The organism is Pseudomonas sp. KCJK9058, from assembly GCF_046230975.1.
In the GTDB taxonomy this organism is placed as follows: domain Bacteria; phylum Pseudomonadota; class Gammaproteobacteria; order Pseudomonadales; family Pseudomonadaceae; genus Aquipseudomonas; species Aquipseudomonas alloputida.
In genome coordinates this window covers 1-22,923 of record NZ_JBJJLR010000067.1, presented here as the reverse complement: position 1 = coordinate 22,923, position 22,923 = coordinate 1, and the positions used below count along the sequence as shown (strand labels likewise).

The 22,923-nt window shown below is 62.6% G+C and carries 18 protein-coding genes; 12 read left to right on the top strand and 6 right to left on the bottom strand.

All coding sequences use genetic code 11. The features are described 5' to 3' along the window. Window positions 1–45: 45 nt before the first annotated feature. From rsmA to ACK59Z_RS24010, 4 genes are read right to left on the bottom strand one after another with little or no spacing between them, the layout of a single operon-like run. Window positions 46–849: a 16S rRNA (adenine(1518)-N(6)/adenine(1519)-N(6))-dimethyltransferase RsmA gene (rsmA, locus tag ACK59Z_RS24025; RefSeq protein WP_003255558.1), complete on the bottom strand. Its 804-nt coding sequence runs from the start codon at window positions 847–849 to the stop codon at window positions 46–48. After that, window positions 846–1,835 (bottom strand): 4-hydroxythreonine-4-phosphate dehydrogenase PdxA, encoded by a 990-nt coding sequence (gene pdxA / locus ACK59Z_RS24020; protein WP_409293809.1) that lies wholly within the window; start codon window positions 1,833–1,835, stop codon window positions 846–848. The genes rsmA and pdxA overlap by 4 nt, the downstream gene beginning before the upstream one ends. Beyond that, entirely contained in the window at window positions 1,832–3,157 is a 1,326-nt protein-coding gene (gene surA / locus ACK59Z_RS24015) for a peptidylprolyl isomerase SurA (protein ID WP_019750284.1), read from the bottom strand. The genes pdxA and surA overlap by 4 nt, the downstream gene beginning before the upstream one ends. Beyond that, a complete protein-coding gene (locus tag ACK59Z_RS24010; RefSeq protein WP_409293807.1) occupies window positions 3,132–5,939 on the bottom strand; it encodes an LPS-assembly protein LptD in 2,808 nt (935 codons plus the stop codon). Before ACK59Z_RS24010 ends, surA begins: the two co-directional genes overlap by 26 nt. Window positions 5,940–6,069: 130 nt before the next feature. On the opposite strand from ACK59Z_RS24010, the gene ACK59Z_RS24005 reads away from it, so the two are divergent. Genes ACK59Z_RS24005 through ACK59Z_RS23995 form a run of 3 tightly spaced genes read left to right on the top strand, consistent with a single transcriptional unit; the run spans window position 6,070 to window position 8,526 of the window. After that, on the top strand, window positions 6,070–7,089 hold the full coding sequence (locus ACK59Z_RS24005) for an aminoglycoside phosphotransferase family protein (protein WP_014755129.1): 1,020 nt from the start codon (window positions 6,070–6,072) through the stop codon (window positions 7,087–7,089). Next, window positions 7,086–7,757 (top strand): N-acetylmuramate alpha-1-phosphate uridylyltransferase MurU, encoded by a 672-nt coding sequence (gene murU / locus ACK59Z_RS24000; RefSeq protein ID WP_409293805.1) that lies wholly within the window; start codon window positions 7,086–7,088, stop codon window positions 7,755–7,757. Before ACK59Z_RS24005 ends, murU begins: the two co-directional genes overlap by 4 nt. A 1-nt stretch (window position 7,758) precedes the next feature. Further along, window positions 7,759–8,526: a TerB family tellurite resistance protein gene (locus ACK59Z_RS23995; RefSeq protein ID WP_003255552.1), complete on the top strand. Its 768-nt coding sequence runs from the start codon at window positions 7,759–7,761 to the stop codon at window positions 8,524–8,526. A 27-nt stretch (window positions 8,527–8,553) separates the two neighbouring features. Here the strand turns inward: ACK59Z_RS23995 and ACK59Z_RS23990 are convergent, their stop codons facing one another. Further along, window positions 8,554–9,552 (bottom strand): alpha/beta hydrolase family protein, encoded by a 999-nt coding sequence (locus ACK59Z_RS23990; RefSeq protein WP_003255551.1) that lies wholly within the window; start codon window positions 9,550–9,552, stop codon window positions 8,554–8,556. A 95-nt stretch (window positions 9,553–9,647) separates the two neighbouring features. Here ACK59Z_RS23990 and ACK59Z_RS23985 point away from each other — a divergent pair, with 95 nt between their 5' ends. The 9 genes from ACK59Z_RS23985 (at window position 9,648) to trpE (ending at window position 20,506) form a co-directional block, all read left to right on the top strand. Further along, on the top strand, window positions 9,648–12,035 hold the full coding sequence (locus tag ACK59Z_RS23985; protein ID WP_108191990.1) for a PAS domain S-box protein: 2,388 nt from the start codon (window positions 9,648–9,650) through the stop codon (window positions 12,033–12,035). A 7-nt stretch (window positions 12,036–12,042) separates the two neighbouring features. Further along, on the top strand, window positions 12,043–12,675 hold the full coding sequence (locus ACK59Z_RS23980) for a response regulator transcription factor (RefSeq protein WP_172830947.1): 633 nt from the start codon (window positions 12,043–12,045) through the stop codon (window positions 12,673–12,675). A 295-nt stretch (window positions 12,676–12,970) separates the two neighbouring features. After that, window positions 12,971–14,095, top strand: a complete 1,125-nt coding sequence (locus ACK59Z_RS23975) for an ABC transporter ATP-binding protein (RefSeq protein ID WP_003255547.1) — start codon at window positions 12,971–12,973, stop codon at window positions 14,093–14,095. Between the two features lie 40 nt (window positions 14,096–14,135). Continuing rightward, window positions 14,136–15,170 carry an ABC transporter substrate-binding protein gene (locus ACK59Z_RS23970; RefSeq protein WP_108191989.1) on the top strand — a complete coding sequence of 345 codons (1,035 nt, stop codon included), beginning with the start codon at window positions 14,136–14,138 and terminating at the stop codon, window positions 15,168–15,170. 60 nt (window positions 15,171–15,230) lie between these two features. Beyond that, on the top strand, window positions 15,231–16,478 hold the full coding sequence (locus ACK59Z_RS23965) for an ABC transporter permease (protein ID WP_003255544.1): 1,248 nt from the start codon (window positions 15,231–15,233) through the stop codon (window positions 16,476–16,478). A gap of 10 nt (window positions 16,479–16,488) precedes the next feature. Continuing rightward, window positions 16,489–17,316 (top strand): ABC transporter permease, encoded by an 828-nt coding sequence (locus ACK59Z_RS23960; protein WP_003255542.1) that lies wholly within the window; start codon window positions 16,489–16,491, stop codon window positions 17,314–17,316. Between the two features lie 149 nt (window positions 17,317–17,465). Further along, complete coding sequence (gene rpe / locus ACK59Z_RS23955) at window positions 17,466–18,140, top strand: ribulose-phosphate 3-epimerase (protein WP_003255539.1); 675 nt, start codon at window positions 17,466–17,468, stop codon at window positions 18,138–18,140. Further along, on the top strand, window positions 18,137–18,955 hold the full coding sequence (locus tag ACK59Z_RS23950; protein WP_409293802.1) for a phosphoglycolate phosphatase: 819 nt from the start codon (window positions 18,137–18,139) through the stop codon (window positions 18,953–18,955). Before rpe ends, ACK59Z_RS23950 begins: the two co-directional genes overlap by 4 nt. Before the next feature lie 69 nt (window positions 18,956–19,024). Next, a complete protein-coding gene (trpE, locus tag ACK59Z_RS23945) occupies window positions 19,025–20,506 on the top strand; it encodes an anthranilate synthase component I (RefSeq protein ID WP_003255536.1) in 1,482 nt (493 codons plus the stop codon). A 385-nt stretch (window positions 20,507–20,891) separates the two neighbouring features. Here trpE and estP read toward each other — a convergent pair whose 3' ends face one another. Then, the gene (gene estP, locus ACK59Z_RS23940; RefSeq protein WP_108191986.1) at window positions 20,892–22,781 is read right to left on the bottom strand and encodes an esterase EstP; all 1,890 of its coding nucleotides are present in this window, start codon (window positions 22,779–22,781) and stop codon (window positions 20,892–20,894) included. Window positions 22,782–22,923 lie beyond the last annotated feature (142 nt).

The following is a 22,923-nucleotide window of genomic DNA, read 5'->3' as shown; positions in this document are numbered from 1 at the left end:
TTGTGCGATCCCTTGTGGCCCGCGAAGCGGCCGGTACAGGCTAAATCAGGCTTGTTGCTGATCCGCCAGCTGGTCAGCCAGGCGCACGAAGGCTGCCAGGTCGAGCTGTTCAGGGCGCAGGCTGCCATCAACGCCGGCAGCCTCGATGGCGGCGCTGTCCAGCAGGCCTTTCATGGTGTTGCGCAGCGTCTTGCGGCGCTGGTTGAACGCTTCGCGAACGACACGCTCCAGCAGCAGGTGGTCCTTGGCCGGGAACGGCAGCACTTCGTGCGGCACCAGGCGGACGATTGCCGAATCCACTTTCGGGGGGGGGTTGAAGGCACCAGGGCCGACATTGAACAGGTGCTCCACGCGGCAGTGGTACTGCACCATGATCGACAAGCGCCCCCAGTCACCGCCGCCAGGGCCGGCGGCCATGCGCTCGACCACTTCCTTCTGCAGCATGAAATGCATGTCGCGGATCAGCCCGGCGTGGCTGAGCAGGTGGAAGATCAGCGGGGTGGAGATGTTGTAGGGCAGGTTGCCAACCACCTTGAGGCTGCGCGGCGGCACGCCCAGCTGGTTGAAGTCGAACTTCAGGGCGTCGCCCTGGTGCAGGCGGAAGTTGCTGCGATCAGCGAACTTGTGCTGCAGGATCGGCACCAGGTCTTTGTCCAGCTCCACCACGTCCAGCTGTGCGCCACTGCCCAGCAGGCCTTCGGTCAGGGCGCCTTGGCCCGGGCCGATTTCCAGCAGGTGTTCGCCGGCCTTGGCGTTGATGGCACGCAGGATGCGGTCGATGATACCGGCGTCGTGCAGGAAGTTCTGGCCGAAGCGCTTGCGCGCCCGGTGTTGGTATTGCTCGTTCATGGTCGGTTCTCGGCCATCTGGTAGGCGGTTTCCAGTGCGACGCGCAGGCTGCCGGTGTCGACTTTGCCAGTGCCGGCCAGGTCCAGGGCGGTGCCGTGGTCAACCGACGTGCGGATGATTGGCAGGCCCAAGGTCACGTTCACTGCTGCGCCGAAGCCTTTGTACTTGAGTACGGGAAGGCCCTGGTCGTGGTACATCGCCAGCACCGCATCGCAGTGCTCCAGATATTTGGGGGTAAACAGGGTATCGGCCGGCAGCGGCCCGCGCAGGTTCATGCCTTCGGTGCGCAGGCGGGCCAGGGTCGGCTCGATGATGTCGATTTCTTCGCGGCCCAGGTGGCCGCCCTCGCCCGCGTGCGGGTTGAGGCCACACACCAGGATACGCGGGTTGGCAATGCCAAACTTGTCGCGCATGTCGGCATGCAGGATACGGGTTACACGTTCGACGCGCTCTGCAGTGATAGCGTCGGCAACATCACGCAGTGGCAGGTGCGTGGTCACCAGGGCCACGCGCAGGCCGCGGGTGGCCAGCATCATTACCACTTGTGCGGTACGGGTCAGTTCGGCAAGGAATTCGGTATGCCCGGAAAAGGCGATACCGCTTTCGTTGATCACACCCTTGTGCACCGGGGCCGTGATCATCCCGGCGAAGTGCCCGTCCAGGCAGCCTTGCCCGGCGCGGGTCAGGGTTTCCAGCACGAACGCTGCGTTGGCCTTGTCGAGCTGGCCTGGCACCACCGGGGCCGCCAAGGGGGTATCCCAGACGTACAGGCTACCTGCGGGTGCCGGGAGCTCAGGCCATTGGCCCGGGGCTACCGGCAGCAGGCTGACGGCCAGCCCCAGCTGCGTGGCCCGCTCGGCGAGCAGGTCACGGCTAGTGATGGCGATCAGGGGGTGGGGCTGGGCGTCTGCGGCGAGCAGCAGGCACAGGTCGGGGCCTATGCCGGCCGGCTCGCCGGGGGTGACGGCGAAGCGCAGGGGCTTCACTGGGCGGCCTGGTCAGCGCCAGGCAGCTTGATTTCAACGTAGGCTTCGTCGCGGATCTGGCGCAGCCAGGTTTGCAGCTCTTCGTCGTACTTGCGGTTGCGCAGTACGCTCAGGGCCTGCTGTTCGCGAGCCTGCTCGGTGCTGTCGGTGGCGCGGCGGCCCAGCACTTCCAGAACGTGCCAGCCGTACTGGGTCTTGAACGGTTTGGTCACCACGCCTTGCTGGGCATTGGCCATCTGTTCACGGAACTCCGGTACCAGGCTGTTTGGATCGACCCAGTTGAGGTCGCCGCCGTTGAGTGCCGAACCCGGGTCTTCCGAGAAGCTCTTGGCCAGTTCGCCGAAGTCTTCGCCGTTCTTGATCCGATCGTACAGGCGCTCGGCCAGCTGCTGGGTGGCCGCCTCGCTGCGGATCTCGCTTGGCTTGATCAGGATGTGGCGTACATGCACTTCGTCACGCAGTACGTTCTCGCTGCCGCCGCGCTTCTCCTCGAGCTTGAGGATGATGAAGCCGTTGGGGATGCGAATAGGCTGGGTAATTTCGCCCACTGGCATGCTGCTGAGCATCTTGGCGAAGTCAGGTGGCAGCTGACCGGCTTTACGCCAGCCCATCTCGCCGCCTTCCAGGGCGTTTTCGCTGGCCGAGTTGGCAATCGCCATCTGGCCGAAGTCAGCACCCTGGCGCAGTTGCTGGTAAACGTCACCGACCTTGCGCGCAGCCTTCTGGATATCGTCCGAGTTGGCGGCTTCCGGGGTCGGGATGAGGATGTTGGCCAGGCGGTACTCTTCCGACATCTGCATCTTGCCCAGGTCCGAGGCCAGGAAGTTCTTCACTTCCTGCTCGGACACCTGGATGCGTTCGGCAACGCGGCGTTGGCGCACGCGGCTGATGATCATCTCGCGCTTGACCTGCTCGCGAGCGTCGTCGAACGACAGGCCGTCATGGGCCAGCGCCGCGCGGAACTGGTCCAACGACATACCATTGCGCTGGGCAATGGTGCCAATGGCCTGGTTCAGCTCTTCGTCGGTGATGCGGATGCCAGAGCGCTCGCCGATCTGCAGCTGCAGGTTCTCGACGATCAGGCGTTCCAGGACCTGCTGTTCCAGGGCGCTGGTCGGCGGCACGCCGCCGCCGCGCTTGGCGATGGTTTGCTGGACCTCATGGACACGCTGGTCCAGCTGGCTTTGCATGACCACGTCGTTGTCGACGATAGCCACCACGCGATCAAGAGGTTGCACCGCGGCATGCACCGCGCCACTCAGCAAAGCGACGCCCAGCAACACTGGGCGCAGACGATCAATAAGCTTGGTCTTCACGTTCACGGTAACCTTGAATGCCTTGGTCGAGGAAAGACTCGACCTTGTTGCCAACTACGCCGCCGAGGCCTTTCAGGACGATCTGAAGGAAGACACCGTGGTCGCCTTTTTCGTTCTGTGGAAGGGCCTGGCTGAAATCGTCGTAGTCGATCCAGTAACGGTTGATCAGGCGCAGCTTCCAGCAGCAGTTGTCGTATTCGAAACCACCCATGGCTTCCAGGGTACGGTTGCGGTTGTAGTCATGCTGCCAGCGAGCGATAACGTTCCATTGCGGCACGATCGGCCAGATGACCGAGAAGTCGTGCTGCTGGATCTTGTAGTAATCCTTGATGTAGTTCGGATCGCCCGGGGTGCCATAGTCACCGCCGCCCACTTTCCAGGTACCCGTGGTCGAGTCGTAGGCAATGGTGTCGTTACGGTAGCGATAACCGAGGTTGACGATCTTGTTCGGGTTGTCTTCAGGCTGGTAGTGGAACATCGCGCTGCCCGAGCGGGTGCTGCGGCTGTCCGGGTCCCAGTTGAAGTCCGAATTGAGGCGCCAGTCGCGGTTGAAGTAGTAGTTGTATACCAGGGCGTATGGCGATACATCGGACTGCGCGTCCTTGCGGTTGCGGTAGTCGATGCCTGGCAGCTGGACCTTGCGGTCCTTGAAGTAGTAGGCCTGGCCGATGCTGAAGTTCTGGCGCTCGAAGCCGTTCTCCTCGATCCAGCGGGTGGTCACGCCCAGCGACAGCTTGTTCTCGTCGCCGATGCGGTCGGTACCACTGAAACGGTTGTCACGGAACAGCGAGTCGTAGCTGAACAGGGTTTCACCCGTGTCGAACAGCGGGATGTCCATCTGGTCCTTGTACGGGACATAGAGGTAGAACATGCGCGGTTCGAGGGTCTGGCGGTAGTTGGTGCCGAACAGCGAGGTGTTGCGGTCGAAATACAGGCCGCTGTCGACGCTGAAAATCGGGATATCGCGGTTCAGGTTGCTTTTGTAGTCGCCGAACACGTCCAGTGTGTCTGCGTTCGCGGCAGCAATGTCGCTCTTGCCCTTGCTATCCAGGTCAAGGTCGTAATGGGTATACATGTACTTCAGCTTCGGCGTGATGTAGCCGTAGCTGGCCTCCATCGGCAGGCTGATGGACGGGGCGACGTTCAACCGGGTACCGTTGGCACGCGCTACACCGAAGATATTTTCGTCAAGACGACGACCGGGTACGCCGGCGCTGGCGTCTGGATTGCCATCTTCGTCCAGAACGAAATCGTCCTTCAGGTCACGATCAAAGCGAACAGCTTCAGTCTCGTACCCAAGGTTCAAACCGCCAGGCTGGAACGGCAGCGTACCGTTCAGGGTCAGCTGCGGCAGGCGATCATACGGCGTGATCTGCGAGATGGTCGCCATCTCGTAGGCATGCACATTCAACCGCGCGGTGTAGCTGTCGCCTCGGTAGGTCAACGCACCCTGCTGGTTCAGCAGGTCGCGGCTTTCCACGCCAATCTGGTCGGATTCCAGGTCCTGGAAGTAGAACGGGTCGCTGATGTCGGTGTAGTCCACCTCGGTCATCAGGCGTTCGTCCAGGCCACCCTTGTGCTGCCAGTTGACCATCCAGCGCTGATCTTTGTAATCCGTCTGATCTTTGCGGTCGTCGTTCTTGTCGTTCAGGTAGGCGCCGCCGAACTGGCCTTCGCTGGAAGGTGTCAGGTAGCGGAACTCGCCTTCCATCAGCAGGCCGCGCTTGGCCATGTAACGCGGGTACAACGTGGCGTCGTAGTTAGGCGCCAGGTTGAAGTAGTACGGCGTGACCAGCATGAAGCCGGTGTCGCTGCTGGTGCTGAACGACGGCGGCAGGAAACCGGACTGGCGACGGTCGTCAATCGGGAAGTAGATGTACGGTGTATAGAACACCGGGAAATCCTTGACCCGAAGCGTAACGTTGGTCGCAGTACCGAAACCGGTGGCCGGGTTCAGGGTGATGTTGTTGCCCTTCAGCTGCCAGGCGTTGCTGCCCGGTTCGCAGGTGGTGTACGTACCGTCTTTGAGGCGGATGATGGCGTTTTCGCCACGCTTGGCGTACAGGGCACTGCCGCGGATGTGCGACTTGTGCATCACGTATTCGGCGTTGTCGACCTGAGCTTCGCCAGTGTCGAGCTGGATCTGGGCCTCGTCACCGACCACCAGCGAACCGTTGTCACGGATCTTGACGTTGCCCTTGAGCTCGCCACGGTTTTCGGCCTGGTAGAGGTTGGCCTCGTCGGCTTCGGCCTGCATGCTGCCCTGGCGCATTACCACGTCACCGGCGAGGGTAGCGACCTGCTGCTCCTGCTGGTACTTGGATACCTTGGCATTGATGTAGGTTGGCGACTCGTCCTTCGGCGTGGTGTCGGCCATGCCCGGGCGGGTTGGCTCGATATACGCGCCACCGCAGTACGGGCCGGTTTCAGCCAGCTGCGCGGCGGTGAGCTTTTCACGCGGAACCCAGTCCAGGTGGCTGTAGTCTTCGCTGCGCGACTTCAGACCACGGCCCTTGGCCTCGGTAACCAGCACGGGCCGGTCCGCAGTTTCGGCTTCGCCCGCCGCTTCGGTACCGGAGCTGACGGCTGCACCTTCGTGCACCGGGCGCGGTGGCAAGTTGTTGACTGGGGTTTTGGGCTTGCAGTCCCAACCACCGGCGGCGGACACTTGGCAGTCGAACTGTTCGGCTGCCACTACGTATGAGGTGGCCAGAGGTTGCAGGGCCAGCAGACCGCCGGTTACCAGCAACGGAAACTTTCTACGAAACGCGGGGGATTTCAATGCCATCTTATTAGTCCGGGCTTCCTGCGTGCCATCTGCCCGCGTGTGGGGCCGCACGCCTCTCGATGGTCTGAAAAAGATGCTGGATAATAAAGCATGACCCGCTTGACGGCTAGGGCCGTCGGAGACCCTTGCAATGCCTGAACACGATGTACGCCTGCAACAACTGACGGTCTGGCTCGATGAACAGCTCAATGATCTTTTCCGTGACAACGCCTGGGGCGAGGTGCCTGCAGGCAGCTTGACCGCTGCCAGCAGCGACGCCAGCTTCCGCCGCTATTTCCGCTGGCAGGGCGCTGGCCACAGTTTCGTGATCATGGATGCGCCCCCCCCGCAGGAGAACTGCCGACCGTTCGTCGCCATCGACCACCTGCTGGCCAGCGCTGACGTCCATGTGCCGCTGATCCACGCCCAGGACCTGGAACGCGGCTTTTTGTTGCTTGGGGATCTGGGCACTCAGACATACCTTGACATCATCAATGCCGACAACGCCGATGGCCTGTTCGCCGACGCCATCGATGCCCTTCTGAAGTTCCAGCGTTTGCCGATGGACGCGCCGCTGCCCAGCTACGACGACGCCCTGCTGCGCCGTGAAGTGGAACTGTTCCCCGAATGGTACGTGGGGCGTGAGCTGGGCCTGACCTTCACCGATGCACAGAAGGCCACCTGGCAGCGCGTCAGCCAGTTGCTGATCGACAGCGCCCTGGCGCAACCCAAGGTGCTGGTACACCGTGACTACATGCCGCGCAACCTGATGCAGAGCACCCCCAACCCTGGTGTGCTGGACTTTCAGGATGCGGTATACGGCCCGGTCACCTACGACATTACCTGCCTGTTCAAGGACGCCTTTGTCAGCTGGCCGCAGGCGCGGGTCGAAGGTTGGCTGAGCGACTACTGGCAGCAGGCGCAGGCGGCTGGCATCCCGGTGCACGCCGAGTTCGAAGCCTTCCACCGCGCCAGTGACCTGATGGGCGTGCAGCGGCACCTGAAGGTGATCGGTATCTTCGCCCGTATCTGCCACCGCGACGGCAAGCCGCGTTACCTGGGCGACGTGCCGCGTTTCTTCGCCTATATAAATGAAGTGATCGGTCGCCGGCCCGAATTGGCGGAGCTGGGTGAGCTGATTGCCGAGTTGCAGGCCGGAGCGCGTGCATGAAGGCCATGATCCTGGCTGCGGGGAAGGGCGAGCGCATGCGCCCGCTGACCCTGCACACCCCAAAACCGTTGGTCCCGGTCGCCGGCCAGCCGCTGATCGAGTACCACCTGCGCGCCCTGGCGGCAGCGGGCGTGACCGAAGTGGTGATCAACCATGCCTGGCTTGGTCAGCAGATCGAGGACCATCTGGGCGACGGTAGCCGCTTCGGCCTGAGCATCTGCTATTCACCTGAAGGTGAACCGCTGGAAACCGGCGGCGGCATCTTCAAGGCCCTGCCTTTGTTGGGTGAGGCGCCGTTCCTGCTGGTGAATGGCGATGTGTGGACCGACTACGACTTCGCGCGTCTGCAGGTTCCCCTGCAAGGTCTGGCTCACCTGGTGCTGGTCGACAACCCTGGCCATCACGGCCGCGGTGACTTCCGCCTGATGGGCGAGCAGGTCGTTGACGGCGATGACGCGCCAGGCACGCTGACCTTCAGCGGCATTTCGGTGCTGCACCCGGCGCTGTTCGAAGGTTGCCAGGCGGGTGCCTTCAAGCTGGCACCGTTGCTGCGCCAGGCGATGGCGGCCGGCAAGGTATCTGGCGAACACTACCGTGGGCACTGGGTGGATGTTGGCACGCTTGAACGCCTGGCCGAGGCTGAGTCTCTGATTGGCGAGCGCGCCTGACATGTGGTGGCCAGGCACGGTGATTGGTGTGAGTGCCGGTTTTGCCGTTGCGAGCATACCGGGTGCCTTGCTCGGTGCGTTGCTTGGGCAGGCCATTGACCGCCGGCTGCGCTTGCAAGGCTGGGAAGACATGCGCGAACGCCTGGGTGGGCGCCCTGCATTACGCGACGACGAGTTGTTGTTCGTGATGCTTGGGCGCCTGGCCAAGTGCGATGGCCGGGTAGCCGAGCAGCATATCCAGCAGGCGCGTCAGGAGATGGTGCGCCTGGACCTGGCCGAGGCAGCCCGGCTGCGCGCCATCAATGCGTTCAACCGTGGCAAGGCGGGCAAGGACCGGCTTGGCGGGCACCTGCGGCGCATCAGTCAGCAGCCCCACGCGGCGGAAGGTACCTTGCGGGCGTGTTGGCGCATGGTCTGGGCTGACGGCAAGATGGGCAACAAGGAGCGTGAGCTGCTGCTCGACTGGGGGCAGAAGCTGGGCATGAGCCGACGCCAGGTGCAGGCTATGTCGCTGGAGTACGAGCCGCGCAAGGCCACGGGCGCAGAAAGCGTGCCCATGACCTACGCGGCAGCGTTGCGCTTGCTGGCGGTGGACGCAGACACCGACACCGATAAGGTCAAGCAGGCGTATCGTCGGCTTGTCAGTCGGCATCACCCGGACAAGCTGGCGGGTACTGGTGCCAGCGAGGCGCAGGTGCGTGAAGCGACCGCACGCACCCGTGAGTTGCACCAGGCCTATGCCATGATCCGCAAGCGGCGCGGCCTTTGACGCCCCGCCACAAGGATCAAGCCGAACTCAGCCCTGAGGGCTCATCCACCCCCGCACCCGGCGGAACAATTGCTCTTGTTCCGCCGCTTTGTTTGCTGGCATGGCAATCAATGACAATTGTCGGTACTGGCTATCCTTCTGCCGCTTGCTGGCCTGCAGCCGTTGCTGGGCTGCGTTGCGGTCAGCGCTGCGGGTGGCGTAGTAGATATCGGCTGTGGGTACCTTCAAGGTTGGGGCCAGGCTTTCCAGGTCCTGCTCCACCCGTGCAGGGGTCTGTGCAGCGACCATCACCAGTTTTTGTACCTGCGGTGGCTGCTTCTCGCTCAGGTAGCGCGCCGCCCAATATGCACCGCTACCATGGCCGATCAGTACGATGCTGCGGGCATTGTGTTGTTGGGCGAACGCCACGGCGGCATCCAGGCGGGCGAAGATGCGTTCGGCATCTGCCGGGTCGGCCTGCTCGCTGGCTTGTTCGGCATCGGTGCTTTCTGCTGTGTCGGCATCGGCCGCGGTGGCTTGGGCCACGTTGGCGTTGGCGTCGGCCGGCACGTCCTTGACCGGTGCGCTTTCGCCTTTGTCTGGCGCAGGCGCTGCCGGTGGTGTGGCTTCGACCCGTGCTTGCGGGCTGTCTGCGAGCAGGTCGGGCAGGCTTACGCTGAGGCTGTGCCAGCCGATATCAGGGAATTTTTGCCGCAGTGGGCCGACTGCATTTGGCCAGTCGGCCGTTTCGCCTGCACCGGGGACAATGATCACCGCCCCTTGCGGATCGTTGTCGTTGGCCGGCTTCCACAGGGCCAGGAAGCTGTCGGCACCGGCCTGCAGGGTCTGCTGCTCAGCCTTGGGCAGCAGCCGCTCCAGCGCCAGTGCATCCTCCTGGCTGCGTTCCAGCAAGGGTGGGCGTGGGGCCTCGGCAGCCGGTGCCATGGTATTTGCAGGTGGTTTTTCGGCATCGGCGGCCAGGGCGCCGAGTGGAAGGACCGAGGCCAGGCAGCACATTGCCAGCGTCGTGCGATAAAGTGTGGACATGAGTCAACCCAAGGCCAGAATGAAACCGGCAGCCTAATAGTATTTGCCCGTGACGGCCATGCTGCATGGCCGTCTTTGCCAAGTCGAGCGTATAGATGAAGCGAGTGCGTCGCCTGTTGGTTATCGGCTGCTTGTGGCTGCCCTTGATTGCCTGGGCCAAGCCCGAGGCGCTGCCCTCTGTGGTGCTGGAGCCTGACCAGCAGCAGTGGCTGGACACCCACCGCAGCCTGCGTGTCGGCCTGGTGTTGCAGGCGCCCTACGCACAGTTCGACCGGCGTCTGCAGCAACTGTACGGGGCCAATGTGGAGCTGGTGAACAGCCTGGCGCAGGCGCTGCGGCTGGACCTCACCTGGCGTAACTTCAGTGACCAGGCCAGTTTGGAACATGCCCTGCAAAGCGGCGAAATCGACTTCGCCCCTGGCCTTACCCAGACGCCAGCCAGCCTGCGCCTGTGGCTATTTAGCGACCCGTACATGCGCGTGCCACAGCTGGTGGTGGGGCCGCGCACCGGGGCCATGGCCGTGGAGCTGGAAAAGCTTGAAGCCGAGCAACGCGTGGCGGTGCGCATGCCCAGCCCGCTGGCGGATTACCTGCGCGGCAACTACGGCAACCTCAACCTGCAGGGGGTGCCCGACGATCGTGAGGCCTTGCAACTGGTGGTAGGCGGCCAGGCCAGTTTCGCCGTGCTGGATGAAGCGCAGCTCAGCCGCCTGTCGCGCGAGAGCGAGTTCGGTGAGCTGGCGGTGGTCGGCGATATTGGTCTGCCGCAGCTGTTGCGTATCGGTTCGCGGCGCGACTGGCCGCTGCTGGCCGATGTACTTGAACGTGGCTTGCAGGCAGTGCCGGCCAAGGAGCTGGAACAACTGCATCAGCGCTGGTTGCAGCCGAAGTACCCGCGCCTGAGCGAGTCGCCGGGCTTCTGGCAGAACATGGCCTTGCTGTTCGGTCTGTTGCTGTTGTGTGCCTTGGCCACGCTGGTGTGGCAACGCCGTCAGCAACGCCAGCTGGAGCGCAGCCTGTTGGCCGCGCGGGAGAGCCTTGTTGAGCGCCAGGTGCGCGAAGAGGCGTTGCGCCTGAGCCAGTTCGCCATCGATCAGAGCACCGTGGGTATCCTCTGGGTCAACTGGGACAGCCATGTGCGTTACGCCAACCATGCCGCCGAGCGCATGTTGGGCTACAGCGAAGGGGCGTTGCTGGAGCGGCCGCTGAGCGACTTCGAGCCGAGCCTGAACATGGACCGTTGGCTGGAGCTGTGGAAAGGGGCGCGGACAGGGGCGGGGGGTGTCGGTCAGTTTGAGACGCAATGCCGGCGGGCTGATCAAAGCTTGCTACCCGTGGAGCTGTCACTGAGCTTTCTGCGCTTTCGTGATTCCGAGTATCTGGTGGTCTACCTCGCCGATGTCACTGAGCGCCACCGTGCCTTGGCGGCCCTTCGCGAAAGCGAGGCGCGGCTCAAGGGCATTGCTGGCAACGTACCAGGGTTGGTGTTTCGCCTGGAACGTGACCCGGCCGAGGGCGATCTGGAGTTCCCCTATATCAGTGAGGGTAGCGAGGCTTTGGTGGGTTATGCACCTAGCGAGATCCAGCACCCGCAGATGGGCCTGCGCAACCTGGTGCACCCCGAGGACCGTGCTGATTATCACAGGGTGCAGGACCTGGCCCTGGCCAGCGACCAGGACTGGTCCTGGCAGGGGCGCATCCTCACCCGGCAGGGCGAACAGCGCTGGGCCGATATCAAGGCTAGCGCCCGGCATCTGGGCAACGGCCAGGTGGTGTGGGACGGTGTAGTCTGGGACATCACACAGGGCAAGCGGGCCGAGCTGGCGCTGGCAAAGTCCCAGGAGCAGCTGCGCGAACTCTCGGCCCACCTGGAGAGCGTGCGTGAAGAGGAAAAAGCCCGTATCGCCCGGGAAGTGCATGATGAGCTAGGGCAGATGCTGACCGTGCTCAAGCTGGAAGTGTCGATGTGCGAGCTGGCCTATGCCGAGCTGGACGCTGGCCTGAATGATCGCCTGGCGAGCATGAAACGCCTGATCGCCCAGTTGTTCCAGTTGGTGCGCGATGTCGCCACTGCCTTGCGTCCGCCGATCCTCGATGCCGGCATTGCCTCGGCCATCGAATGGCAGGCGCGGCGTTTCGAGGCTCGCACGCAAATCCCCTGTCTGGTGCAAGTGCCCGATAATCTGCCAGCATTGAGTGATGCCAAGGCCACCGGGCTGTTTCGTATCCTCCAGGAGGCGCTGACCAATGTGATGCGTCACGCCCAGGCGCACAGCGTAGAGATTGAGCTGGTACGTGAGGGCGGACAGTTGCGCATGACGGTCAGTGATGATGGCCAAGGCTTTTGCCGCGAGCAGACCCGGCCTACCTCGTTTGGCCTGGTGGGTGTGCGCGAGCGGGTGCTGATGCTGGGGGGGAGCATGACGCTGGAAAGCGAGCCGGGCGAAGGCACCAGCCTGAGCGTGGCCATTCCGTTGGAGTAGGAGAGCAATCGTGATTCGAGTACTGGTGGCCGAAGACCACACCATTGTCCGTGAAGGCATCAAGCAGTTGATTGGCCTGGCCAAGGACATGCAAGTGGCGGGGGAGGCCGGTAATGGCGAGCAGTTGCTCGAAACCCTGCGCCACACACCGTGCGAGGTGGTACTGCTGGATATCTCGATGCCGGGTGTGAACGGCCTGGAGGCGATCCCGCGTATCCGTGCGCTGCACGATGCTCCAGCGATCCTGATGTTGTCGATGCACGATGAGGCACAGATGGCGGCGCGGGCGCTGAAGGCCGGTGCGGCGGGCTATGCCACCAAAGACAGTGATCCGGCGTTGTTGTTGACAGCGATTCGTCGGGTGGCCGGTGGCGGGCGTTATATCGACCCGTCGCTGGCCGACCGCATGGTGTTCGAAGTAGGCCTCACCGAATCCCGGCCGTTGCACACACTGCTCTCGGAGCGCGAGTTTTCAGTGTTCGAGCGCCTGGCCCAAGGCGCCAACGTCAACGACATCGCCCAGCAGTTGGCGCTGTCGAGCAAGACCATCAGCACCCACAAGGCGCGCCTGATGCAGAAGTTAAAAGTGAACTCGCTGGCGGAGCTGGTGAAGTACGCCATGGAGCACAAGCTGATCTGATTGCGACATGCGGGTGCCCGAAACTTGCCGAAGCCTCTGTGGGAGCGGGCATGCCCGCGAACGGGCCTGGCCTGCTGATCTCTATGGCTGAGCCGGCCTCTTCGCGGGCATGCCCGCTCCCACAGGTTTCGTGGTTGGCTCGCAAGGGCATTCCAATCCCGCCATCCTTGTAGGGCGATCCCTACAACAAATCTTCCATCCGGATGATGGCATTCTCTCAGTACCCCCGATTTTCGGGCGCTTGCGTCTCTTCTACTCTTTTGCCTACGCAGTCATCCAACAAGAAGGTGCAGGCATGAGCGAGGCGAAGTCGAACGCTGCAACCGGCGAAACGCTGGTCAGCTTCCGTGGTGTGCAGAAGAGCTACGACGGCGAGTCGCTGATCGTCAAAGACCTCAACCTGGATATCCGCAAGGGCGAGTTCCTCACCCTGCTTGGCCCGTCCGGCTCGGGCAAGACCACCAGCCTGATGATGCTGGCGGGCTTCGAGACCCCCACCGCCGGTGAAATCCAGCTTGGCGGCCGCTCGATCAACAACGTGCCGCCGCACAAGCGTGATATCGGCATGGTATTCCAGAACTACGCGCTGTTTCCGCACATGACCGTGGCCGAGAACCTGGCCTTTCCGCTGACCGTGCGCAACCTGAGCAAGACCGACATCAGCGAGCGGGTCAAACGTGTGCTGAACATGGTCCAGCTCGACGCTTTCGCCAAACGCTACCCCGGCCAGCTGTCTGGCGGCCAGCAGCAGCGTGTGGCGCTGGCCCGGGCATTGGTGTTCGAGCCGCAACTGGTGCTGATGGACGAGCCACTTGGCGCGCTGGACAAGCAGCTGCGCGAACACATGCAGATGGAGATCAAGCACATTCACCAGCGCCTGGGTGTGACCGTGGTGTACGTGACCCACGACCAGGGCGAAGCGCTGACCATGTCTGACCGCGTGGCGGTGTTCCACCAGGGCGAAATCCAGCAGATCGCCGACCCGCGCACGCTGTACGAAGAGCCTTGCAACACCTTCGTCGCCAACTTCATCGGCGAGAACAACCGCATTAGCGGCACCCTGCTGGCCAGCGATGGCAAACGTTGCCAGGTGCAGTTGCCTCGCGGTGAGCGGGTCGAGGCGCTGGCGGTGAATGTCGGCCAGGCCGGCGAGCCGGTGACCCTGTCGATACGCCCGGAGCGCGTGCGTCTGAACGGCCACAGTGAAAGCTGCGTGAACCGGTTCTCTGGCCGGGTGGCCGAATTCATTTACCTGGGCGACCACGTGCGGGTGCGTCTGGAGGTTTGCGGCAAAGGCGACTTCTTCGTGAAGCAGCCCATTGCCGAGCTCGACCCGGCGTTGGCCGTGGGCGATGTGGTACCGCTGGGCTGGGAGGTGGAGCACGCCCGCGCGCTCGATCCGATTGCCGAAGCCCATTGATGGATTGCTTCACCAACCCTGTACTGTGGAGAGAATAATAATGCGCAAGCAGTTGAAACTGACCGCCCTGGCTTTGGGGCTGTTCACCGCTGGCCAGGCCATGGCCGCAGACCTCACCGTGATCTCGTTCGGGGGCGCCAACAAGGCTGCCCAGGTCAAAGCGTTCTACGAACCCTGGGAAAAAGCGGGTAATGGCAAGATTGTCGCGGGTGAGTACAACGGCGAAATGGCCAAGGTCAAGGCGATGGTCGACACCAAGAGTGTGTCGTGGAACCTGGTAGAGGTTGAGTCGCCAGAGCTGGCGCGCGGCTGCGACGAGGGCATGTTCGAAGAGCTCGATCCAGCCCTGTTCGGCGATGAGGCCGACTACGTGCCTGGTGCCATTCAGCCTTGCGGCGTGGGCTTCTTCGTCTGGTCCACGGTCATGGCCTACAACGCCGACAAGCTCAAGACCGCCCCCACCAGCTGGGCCGATTTCTGGGACACCAAGCAGTTCCCGGGCAAGCGCGGCCTGCGCAAGGGCGCCAAGTACACAATGGAATTTGCACTGATGGCCGACGGCGTTGCGCCCAAGGACGTCTACAAAGTGCTGGCAACCAAGGAAGGCCAGGACCGCGCCTTCAAGAAACTCGACGAACTCAAGCCCAGCATCCAGTGGTGGGAAGCGGGTGCACAGCCACCGCAGTTCCTGGCCTCTGGCGACGTGGTCATGAGCTCTGCCTACAACGGCCGTATTGCCGCTGTGCAGAAAGAGAGCAACCTCAAGGTGGTGTGGAACGGCGGCATCTACGACTTCGATGCATGGGCAATTCCTAAAGGCGCCAAAAACGTCGAAGAGGCGAAGAAGTTCATCGCCTACAGCGTCAAGCCCGAGCAGCAGAAGATCTACTCCGAAAACATCGCCTATGGCCCGGCCAACTCCAAGGCCGTGAGCCTGCTGTCGGACGACGTGAAGAAAGACATGCCGACCACGCCTGAGAACATTGCCAACCAGGTGCAGATCGACGTGGCGTTCTGGGCCGACAACAGCGAGCAGCTGGAGCAACGCTTCAACGCCTGGGCGGCGAAGAAGTAAACGTCCAGTGTGTGGGGCCGCAAAGCGGCCCCCAATTCAGCCTGTATTGCGGAGTTCGCCATGGCCATTGCAGTGCCCCTCAACGAAGGCGCAGGTTCAAGTCTCAAGCAGCGCCTCAAACACGCCGAGCGGGTCAACCGCTGGAAGGCGCAGGCGTTGATCGCGCCGCTGGCGCTGTTTCTTCTGCTGGTGTTCCTGGTGCCGATTGCGGCGCTGCTGTACAAGAGCGTCGGCAACCCTGAAGTGGTCGGCGGCCTGCCGCGCACGGTGGAAGTCATCAGCCAGTGGGATGGCAAAAGCCTGCCAGGCGAGGACGTTTACAAGGCGCTGAGCCAGGATTTGGCCGAGTCGCGCAAGAACCAGACCCTTGGTGACCTTTCCAAACGCTTGAACATGGAGCTGGCCGGTTACCGCAGCTTGTTGACCAAGACTGCCCGTGCACTGCCCTTCAAGGCTGAGCCTGCTTCTTATAAGGATGCGTTGCAGGCTGTCGACGAGCGTTGGGGTGACCCGGCTTATTGGCAGGCGATCCGCCGCAATACCAGTTCGGTGACTTCTTTCTACCTGTTGGCCTCGGTGGACCATCGCATCGATGACCTTGGTGAGCTGGCCAAGGCCACCCCGGACCAGGCCATTTACCTGGACATTTTTATCCGTACCCTGTGGATGGGGGTGGTGATTACCACTATCTGCCTGGTACTGGCCTACCCACTGGCCTACTTGTTGGCCAACCTGCCGACCCGGCAGAGCAACCTGCTGATGATTCTGGTGCTGTTGCCTTTCTGGACATCGATCCTGGTGCGGGTGGCGGCCTGGATCGTGCTGCTGCAGTCGGGCGGGCTGATCAACAGCGCGCTGATGGCCATGGGCATCATCGACCAGCCGCTGGAGCTGGTGTTCAACCGCACAGGTGTCTACATCTCGATGGTGCACATCCTGCTGCCGTTCATGATCCTGCCGCTGTACAGCGTGATGAAGGGTATTTCCCCGAGCTACATGCGTGCGGCGATCTCGCTGGGCTGCCACCCGTTCGCCAGTTTCTGGCGGGTGTACTTCCCGCAGACTTACGCCGGTGTTGGCGCCGGTTGCCTGCTGGTGTTCATCCTTGCCATCGGTTACTACATCACCCCGGCGCTGCTGGGTAGTCCGAACGACCAGATGGTCAGCTACTTCGTCGCCTTCTACACCAACACCAGCATCAACTGGGGCATGGCCACCGCACTGGGCGGGCTGTTGCTGCTGGCGACCGTGCTGTTGTACCTGATCTATAGCTGGCTGGTCGGCGCCAGCCGTCTGCGCCTGAGCTGAGGAGCCTGTCATGCTGAGCCCATACATGTCGCCCGTGGAGCGGGTCTGGTTCTACAGCCTGCGTATTCTCTGCGGCTTGATCCTGCTGTTCCTGATCTTGCCAGTGCTGGTGATCGTGCCGCTGTCGTTCAACAGTGGCAGCTTCCTGGTGTACCCGCTGCAGGGCTTCTCGCTGCAGTGGTATCAGGACTTCTTCGGCTCGGCCGAATGGATGCGGGCGTTGAAAAACAGCATCATCGTTGCCCCAGCGGCCACGGTGCTGGCCATGGTGTTCGGCACTTTGGCGGCCATCGGCCTGACCCGTGGCGATTTCCCCGGCAAGTCGCTGGTGATGGCGCTGGTGATCTCGCCCATGGTGGTGCCGGTAGTGATCATCGGGGTGGCCAGTTACCTGTTCTTCGCCCCTCTGGGCATGGGCAACAGTTTCACCTCGCTGATTCTGGTGCATGCGGTACTGGGTGTGCCGTTCGTCATCATTACCGTGTCGGCGACGCTACAGGGGTTCAACTACAATCTGGTGCGTGCGGCGGCCAGCCTGGGAGCCTCGCCTCTGCTGGCTTTCCGCCGGGTGACCCTGCCGCTGATCGCGCCCGGTGTCATCTCGGGCGCCCTGTTTGCCTTTGCCACCTCGTTTGACGAGGTGGTGGTGACGCTGTTCCTCGCCGGGCCGGAACAGGCAACTCTGCCGCGGCAGATGTTCAGTGGTATTCGCGAGAACCTGAGCCCGACCATTGCCGCGGCGGCGACCTTGCTGATTGCCTTCTCGGTGTTGTTGCTGCTGACCCTGGAATGGTTGCGTGGGCGTAGTGAGAAGCTGAGGACTCAACAGCCGGCTTGATGATGGGTTGCCTGTGCATGCCTCTTCGCGGCTAAAGTCGCGGAGGCCGGCACAGGTTGCGCTGGTCGACACCAATTGATACCAATCAGCCTTCATCGCTTTCCCTGAGTTACAATGCGCGCCACCGTGACTCTGCCAACAGGTGCGCCATGCAGCCCTACGCTATTGCCCCCTCCATTCTCTCTGCCGATTTTGCCCGCCTGGGTGAGGACGTCGACAAGGTATTGGCTGCGGGTGCAGACATCGTCCACTTCGATGTCATGGACAATCACTATGTCCCCAACCTGACCATCGGTCCGATGGTTTGCACCGCTCTGCGCAAGTACGGCGTTACTGCGCCGATCGACGTGCACCTGATGGTCAGCCCGGTTGACCGCATCATTGGCGACTTTATCGAAGCGGGTGCCACCTACATCACCTTCCACCCTGAAGCCACGCAGCACATCGACCGTTCGCTTCAGCTGATCAAGGATGGTGGTTGCAAGGCCGGCCTGGTGTTCAACCCGGCCACCAGCCTGGACGCCCTGAAGTATGTGATGGACAAGATCGACATGGTGCTGCTGATGAGCGTCAACCCAGGCTTCGGCGGGCAGAAGTTCATCCCCGGCACCCTCGACAAGCTGCGCGAAGCGCGTGCGCTGATCGACGCCAGTGGCCGTGATATCCGTCTGGAGATCGATGGTGGCGTGAACGTCAACAACATCCGCGAGATCGCTGCCGCTGGCGCCGATACCTTCGTGGCCGGCTCGGCGATCTTCAACGCCCCGGACTACCAGGAAGTGATCGCCAAGATGCGCGCCGAACTGGCCCTGGCCCGCCCATGAGTGGCTTCGAGCAGCTGTTCCCGGGGGCGCTGCCAAGGCTGGTAATGTTCGATCTGGACGGTACCCTGATCGATTCCGTGCCTGACCTGGCCGCCGCTGTGGACCGCATGCTGCTCGAACTGGGGCGCCCGCCTGCTGGCCTTGAGGCAGTGCGCCACTGGGTTGGCAATGGCGCCCAGGTGCTGGTGCGCCGCGCGTTGGCGGGCGGCATCGAGCATGCCGACGTGGACGATGCGCTGGCAGAACAGGCGCTGGCGCTGTTCATGGACGCTTATGCCGAAAGCCACGAACTTACCGTAGTCTACCCCGGCGTGCGCGACACGCTGCGCTGGCTGCGCAAGCAGGGCGTGGAGATGGCGCTGATCACCAACAAGCCTGAGCGCTTTGTTGGCCCGCTGCTGGACCAGATGAAGATCGGTAATTTCTTCCGCTGGATCATTGGTGGCGACACTTTGCCGCAGAAAAAGCCCGACCCGGCGGCGTTGCTGTTCGTCATGCAGATGGCCGGTGTCACCCCGCAGCAGTCCCTGTTTGTCGGTGATTCGCGCAGTGACGTGCAGGCGGCCAAGGCGGCTGGCGTGCAATGCGTGGGCCTGACCTACGGCTATAACCATGGCCGGCCGATCGACGCCGAATCCCCCAGCCTGGTAATCGACGACCTGCGCGCTTTGCTGCCCGGTTGCGCAGACCCGGCCACTGGGATAACGTTGACGGATATTCAAGCCTCACAAGACAGAGAGTCCACCGTGGCGGTTACTGGCAAATTCTGGATGAAAGTCATCAAGGCCTTGGCCCGTTGGCGTTGGCGCGCCTGACTTCAGCCTGCCGGCGTGTGCCGGCCCGTCCGTTTGCCTGACCTATTGCTGCTTGCCACGAGACTACTCATGAACCGCGAAGAATTCCTGCGCCTGGCCGCTGCCGGCTACAACCGTATTCCCTTGGCCTGTGAAACCTTGGCCGACTTCGACACGCCGCTGTCGATCTACCTGAAACTGGCTGACCAGCCCAACTCGTACCTGCTCGAATCGGTGCAGGGCGGCGAGAAGTGGGGCCGTTACTCGATGATCGGCTTGCCATCGCGCACTGTGATGCGTGTGCATGGCTATCATGTCAGCATCCTGCACGATGGCGTCGAGGTGGAAAGCTGCGAGGTCGAAGACCCGCTGGCATTCGTTGAAACCTTCAAGGACCGCTACAAAGTTGCCGATATCCCCGGCCTGCCGCGTTTCAATGGCGGCCTGGTTGGCTACTTTGGCTACGACTGTGTGCGTTATGTAGAAAAGCGCCTGGGCGCCAGCCCCAATCCGGACCCGCTGGGCGTACCGGATATCCTGCTGATGGTGTCCGACGCGGTGGTGGTGTTCGACAACCTGGCGGGCAAGATGCACGCCATCGTGTTGGTCGACCCCGCTGAAGATCAGGCCTTCGAACAGGGCCAGGCACGTCTGCAAGGTTTGCTGGAAACCTTGCGCCAGCCAATCACCCCACGCCGCGGCCTGGACCTGAGCGGCCCGCCGGCGGCCGAGCCGGCGTTCCGCTCCAGCTACACCCGCGAGGATTACGAAAACGCCGTCGGTCGTATCAAGGAATACATCCTGGCCGGGGACTGTATGCAGGTGGTGCCGTCGCAGCGCATGTCGATCGACTTCAAGGCTGCGCCTATCGACCTGTACCGCGCGCTACGCTGCTTCAACCCGACGCCATACATGTACTTCTTCAACTTCGGTGACTTCCATGTGGTCGGCAGCTCGCCCGAAGTGCTGGTACGTGTCGAGGACAACCTGGTCACCGTGCGCCCGATTGCCGGTACTCGCCCGCGTGGTGCGACCGAAGAGGCCGATCGTGCGCTGGAAGACGACCTGCTGTCGGACGACAAGGAAATTGCCGAGCACCTGATGCTGATCGATCTGGGCCGCAACGATGTCGGCCGTGTGTCTTCGACCGGCAGTGTGCGCCTGACCGAGAAGATGGTGATCGAGCGTTACTCCAACGTGATGCACATTGTTTCCAACGTTACCGGCCAGCTGCGTGAAGGCCTGACGGCGATGGATGCACTGCGGGCGATTCTGCCGGCTGGTACCTTGTCGGGTGCGCCCAAGATCCGTGCGATGGAGATTATCGACGAGCTGGAACCGGTCAAGCGTGGGGTTTACGGCGGTGCTGTCGGCTATTTTGCCTGGAACGGCAACATGGATACCGCAATTGCCATTCGTACTGCGGTGATCAAGGATGGCGAGCTGCATGTGCAGGCCGGTGGCGGCATCGTTGCCGACTCGGTGCCGGCGCTGGAATGGGAAGAAACCATCAACAAGCGCCGGGCGATGTTCCGTGCAGTGGCGTTGGCAGAGCAGACTTCCGCCAGATAAATTGATTGGGGCTGCTGCGCAGCCCATTCGCGGGTAAACCACGCTCCTACAAGGTTGTGTAGGAGCGGGTTCACCCGCGAAAGGGCCGGGCCTGCTGGCCAATTTCTACCTGCCGTTCACCGTTGCCGCCGCTATCGTATTCGCGGGTAAACCCGCTCCTACAAGGGATGCGCAAGCCTCAGGTATACGGGGCCGTCGTGGGAGCGGGTTCACCCGCGAATGGGTCGGGCCTGCTGGCCAATCTCCACCCGCGGATCACCGTTGCCGCCGCCACCGTATTCGCGGGTAAACCCGCTCCTACAAGGGTTGCGCAAGCCTCAGGTATACGGGGCCGTCGTAGGAGCGGGTTTACCCGCGAATGGGCCGCAAAGCGGCCCCCAGCAATTCAGAAGTCCACGCTAACCCCCACGCTAACGCCCTGCTGCGTCAACTCATCACTCTTGCGCCAATTGTAGTTCCCGCGCAAATGCACCCCTGCCACCAGTTCATGGCTCACACCCAGGCTCGCCCGGGTCAGGTCGCTGTGCGGCGTATACCCGGTCAGGGTGAAATCATTCGCCGGCAAGCTGGTCAGGTGCATCGTCACATCCTGCTCGTCGTCCTCGAACTCATGCTCCTGCGCCACCTCGGCAAAAAGCCGGGTATTTGGCTGTACCTGCACACTGCCCAACAGCCCCACGCCCAGGCGACGTGACGTGCGCTCCTGGTCATCGAAGCCAAGCGCCGTCGAGCGCCCGCTCTTCTCTTCGTAGCCATCCACCTTCACCCGCGCATAGTCGGCACTGATGAAAGGTGCCAACTGCCAGTTGCTGGTGTCGGCCGCCAGGTTGTAGCCCAGCCGCCCGGACATTGCCCAGGCCTCGCCGTCGGTGTCGCCTTTTTCACTGCGGTCATTCACGCCCAGGGCGAAGGTACGCTTGAGGTCGCTGTAGTCCAGGTGCCCGGCGGTCAGCGCCGCGTCGGCCCACCAGCGGTCCTGACGGTATTGGGCAAAGGCGCTGGCCATATAGCTGTTCAGCTTGTAGTCCGAATCCTGTTCGCCGGCTTCCAGCTTCTGCCGGTACGCACCGCCGGCCAGGCCCAGGCGCCAGGCGTCGTTCAGGCGATAGCTGCCGCCCACGGTCAGGTTGTAGCCGCGGCCGTCACCGCTGGCCGCGCTGCGCTGGCCGTCGAAGTCCAGGTCCTGAGCGCCACTGGCGACAAAGGCTTGCCATTGGCCAACGGCTTGCCAAGGCGTCTGCCACTGATTGCGCAACTCATCCTGATGAGCTCGCAGGCTGGCGTGGGCCATTTCCGGTAGCAGGGTCAGTTCCCAGGGGGCTGCGAGGATCGAGTAGGCGTAATCGGCAATCAGATGCTGACCCGCGATGGTCGGGTGGACCGAGTCGTTGAACAGCAGTTTGGTCGGGTCTGGCGTTGTGCCGTTGATACCGTACACCGCGTTTTCCACGCAGCTATCGCCGCTGTAGCAGGTACCGACCAGGTTCTGGTCGCTGGCCAGGCCGAACTGACTGGGGCTGGACAGCGCCTCGCTCAACAGCACAGGGATGTTCAGTGGAATGATCTGGGCATCGATCTGCCCTAGCTGGCTGATCAGTGACTGGTTGAACGCAGCGGAGAGCAGTGACAGTGGGTTTTGCTGTGGCGTGCCGCTGAAATTGGGCGTTTGGCCGAGGTCAGGTAGCAGCCAGACCATGATGTAGCGCGCGCCTCCTTGCTGAAGGGCTTGGGCGCTGGCAGCCAGGCGGGCGCCGGCGGCTACGGCGTCGGCCGGGCTATTCACCAGGCCCTGCAGGAAGTCGTTACCGCCACCTGTCAGGTAATACAAGGCATTTGGGTCGGCGCGCAGGCCGTTGGCCAGGTAGCCGGGGCGCTCGCGCAGCACCAACCCGGCATTGGGGTTTCCTGGTGGGATGACGGTCTCGGACGTTGTCGTGATCGAGTCCAGGATCTGTTGGGTGGTGTACCCGCCAACTGCCCAGTTATTCCCATCGGGCTGGATGCCTATGGATGTCGACGGGTTCAGGTCGCCAGGCGCGACGCCCAGGCGGCCACCGAGGATCATCGGTGACACTGGAGCGAAGTTGCCGTCGGCGTCACGGTTGGTGAAACGCGCGCCTGGGGTACCGCCAACAAGATCGGGAAACTGCCCGGCATCGGCGAGGCTGTCGCCAAACACGATCAGGGTTGAATAGGGCGAAGGGCCGGCCAACGCCTGGCTGCAGGCCAGGGCCAGTGAAGCGAGGGTAAAGCGCAATGACGGGGCTTTTCGCATCAGGGAACATCCTTTTCTTTGTTTTTATCAGGACAAGCCCATCGACCTTAGCAAATCGTAGTGCTTCGCTCCCAAGTCCATTCGTTTCCCCGTGTTTACAGGCATATTGCGCCCGTCGCCCCGGTAGGCTACTGTGCCGGGA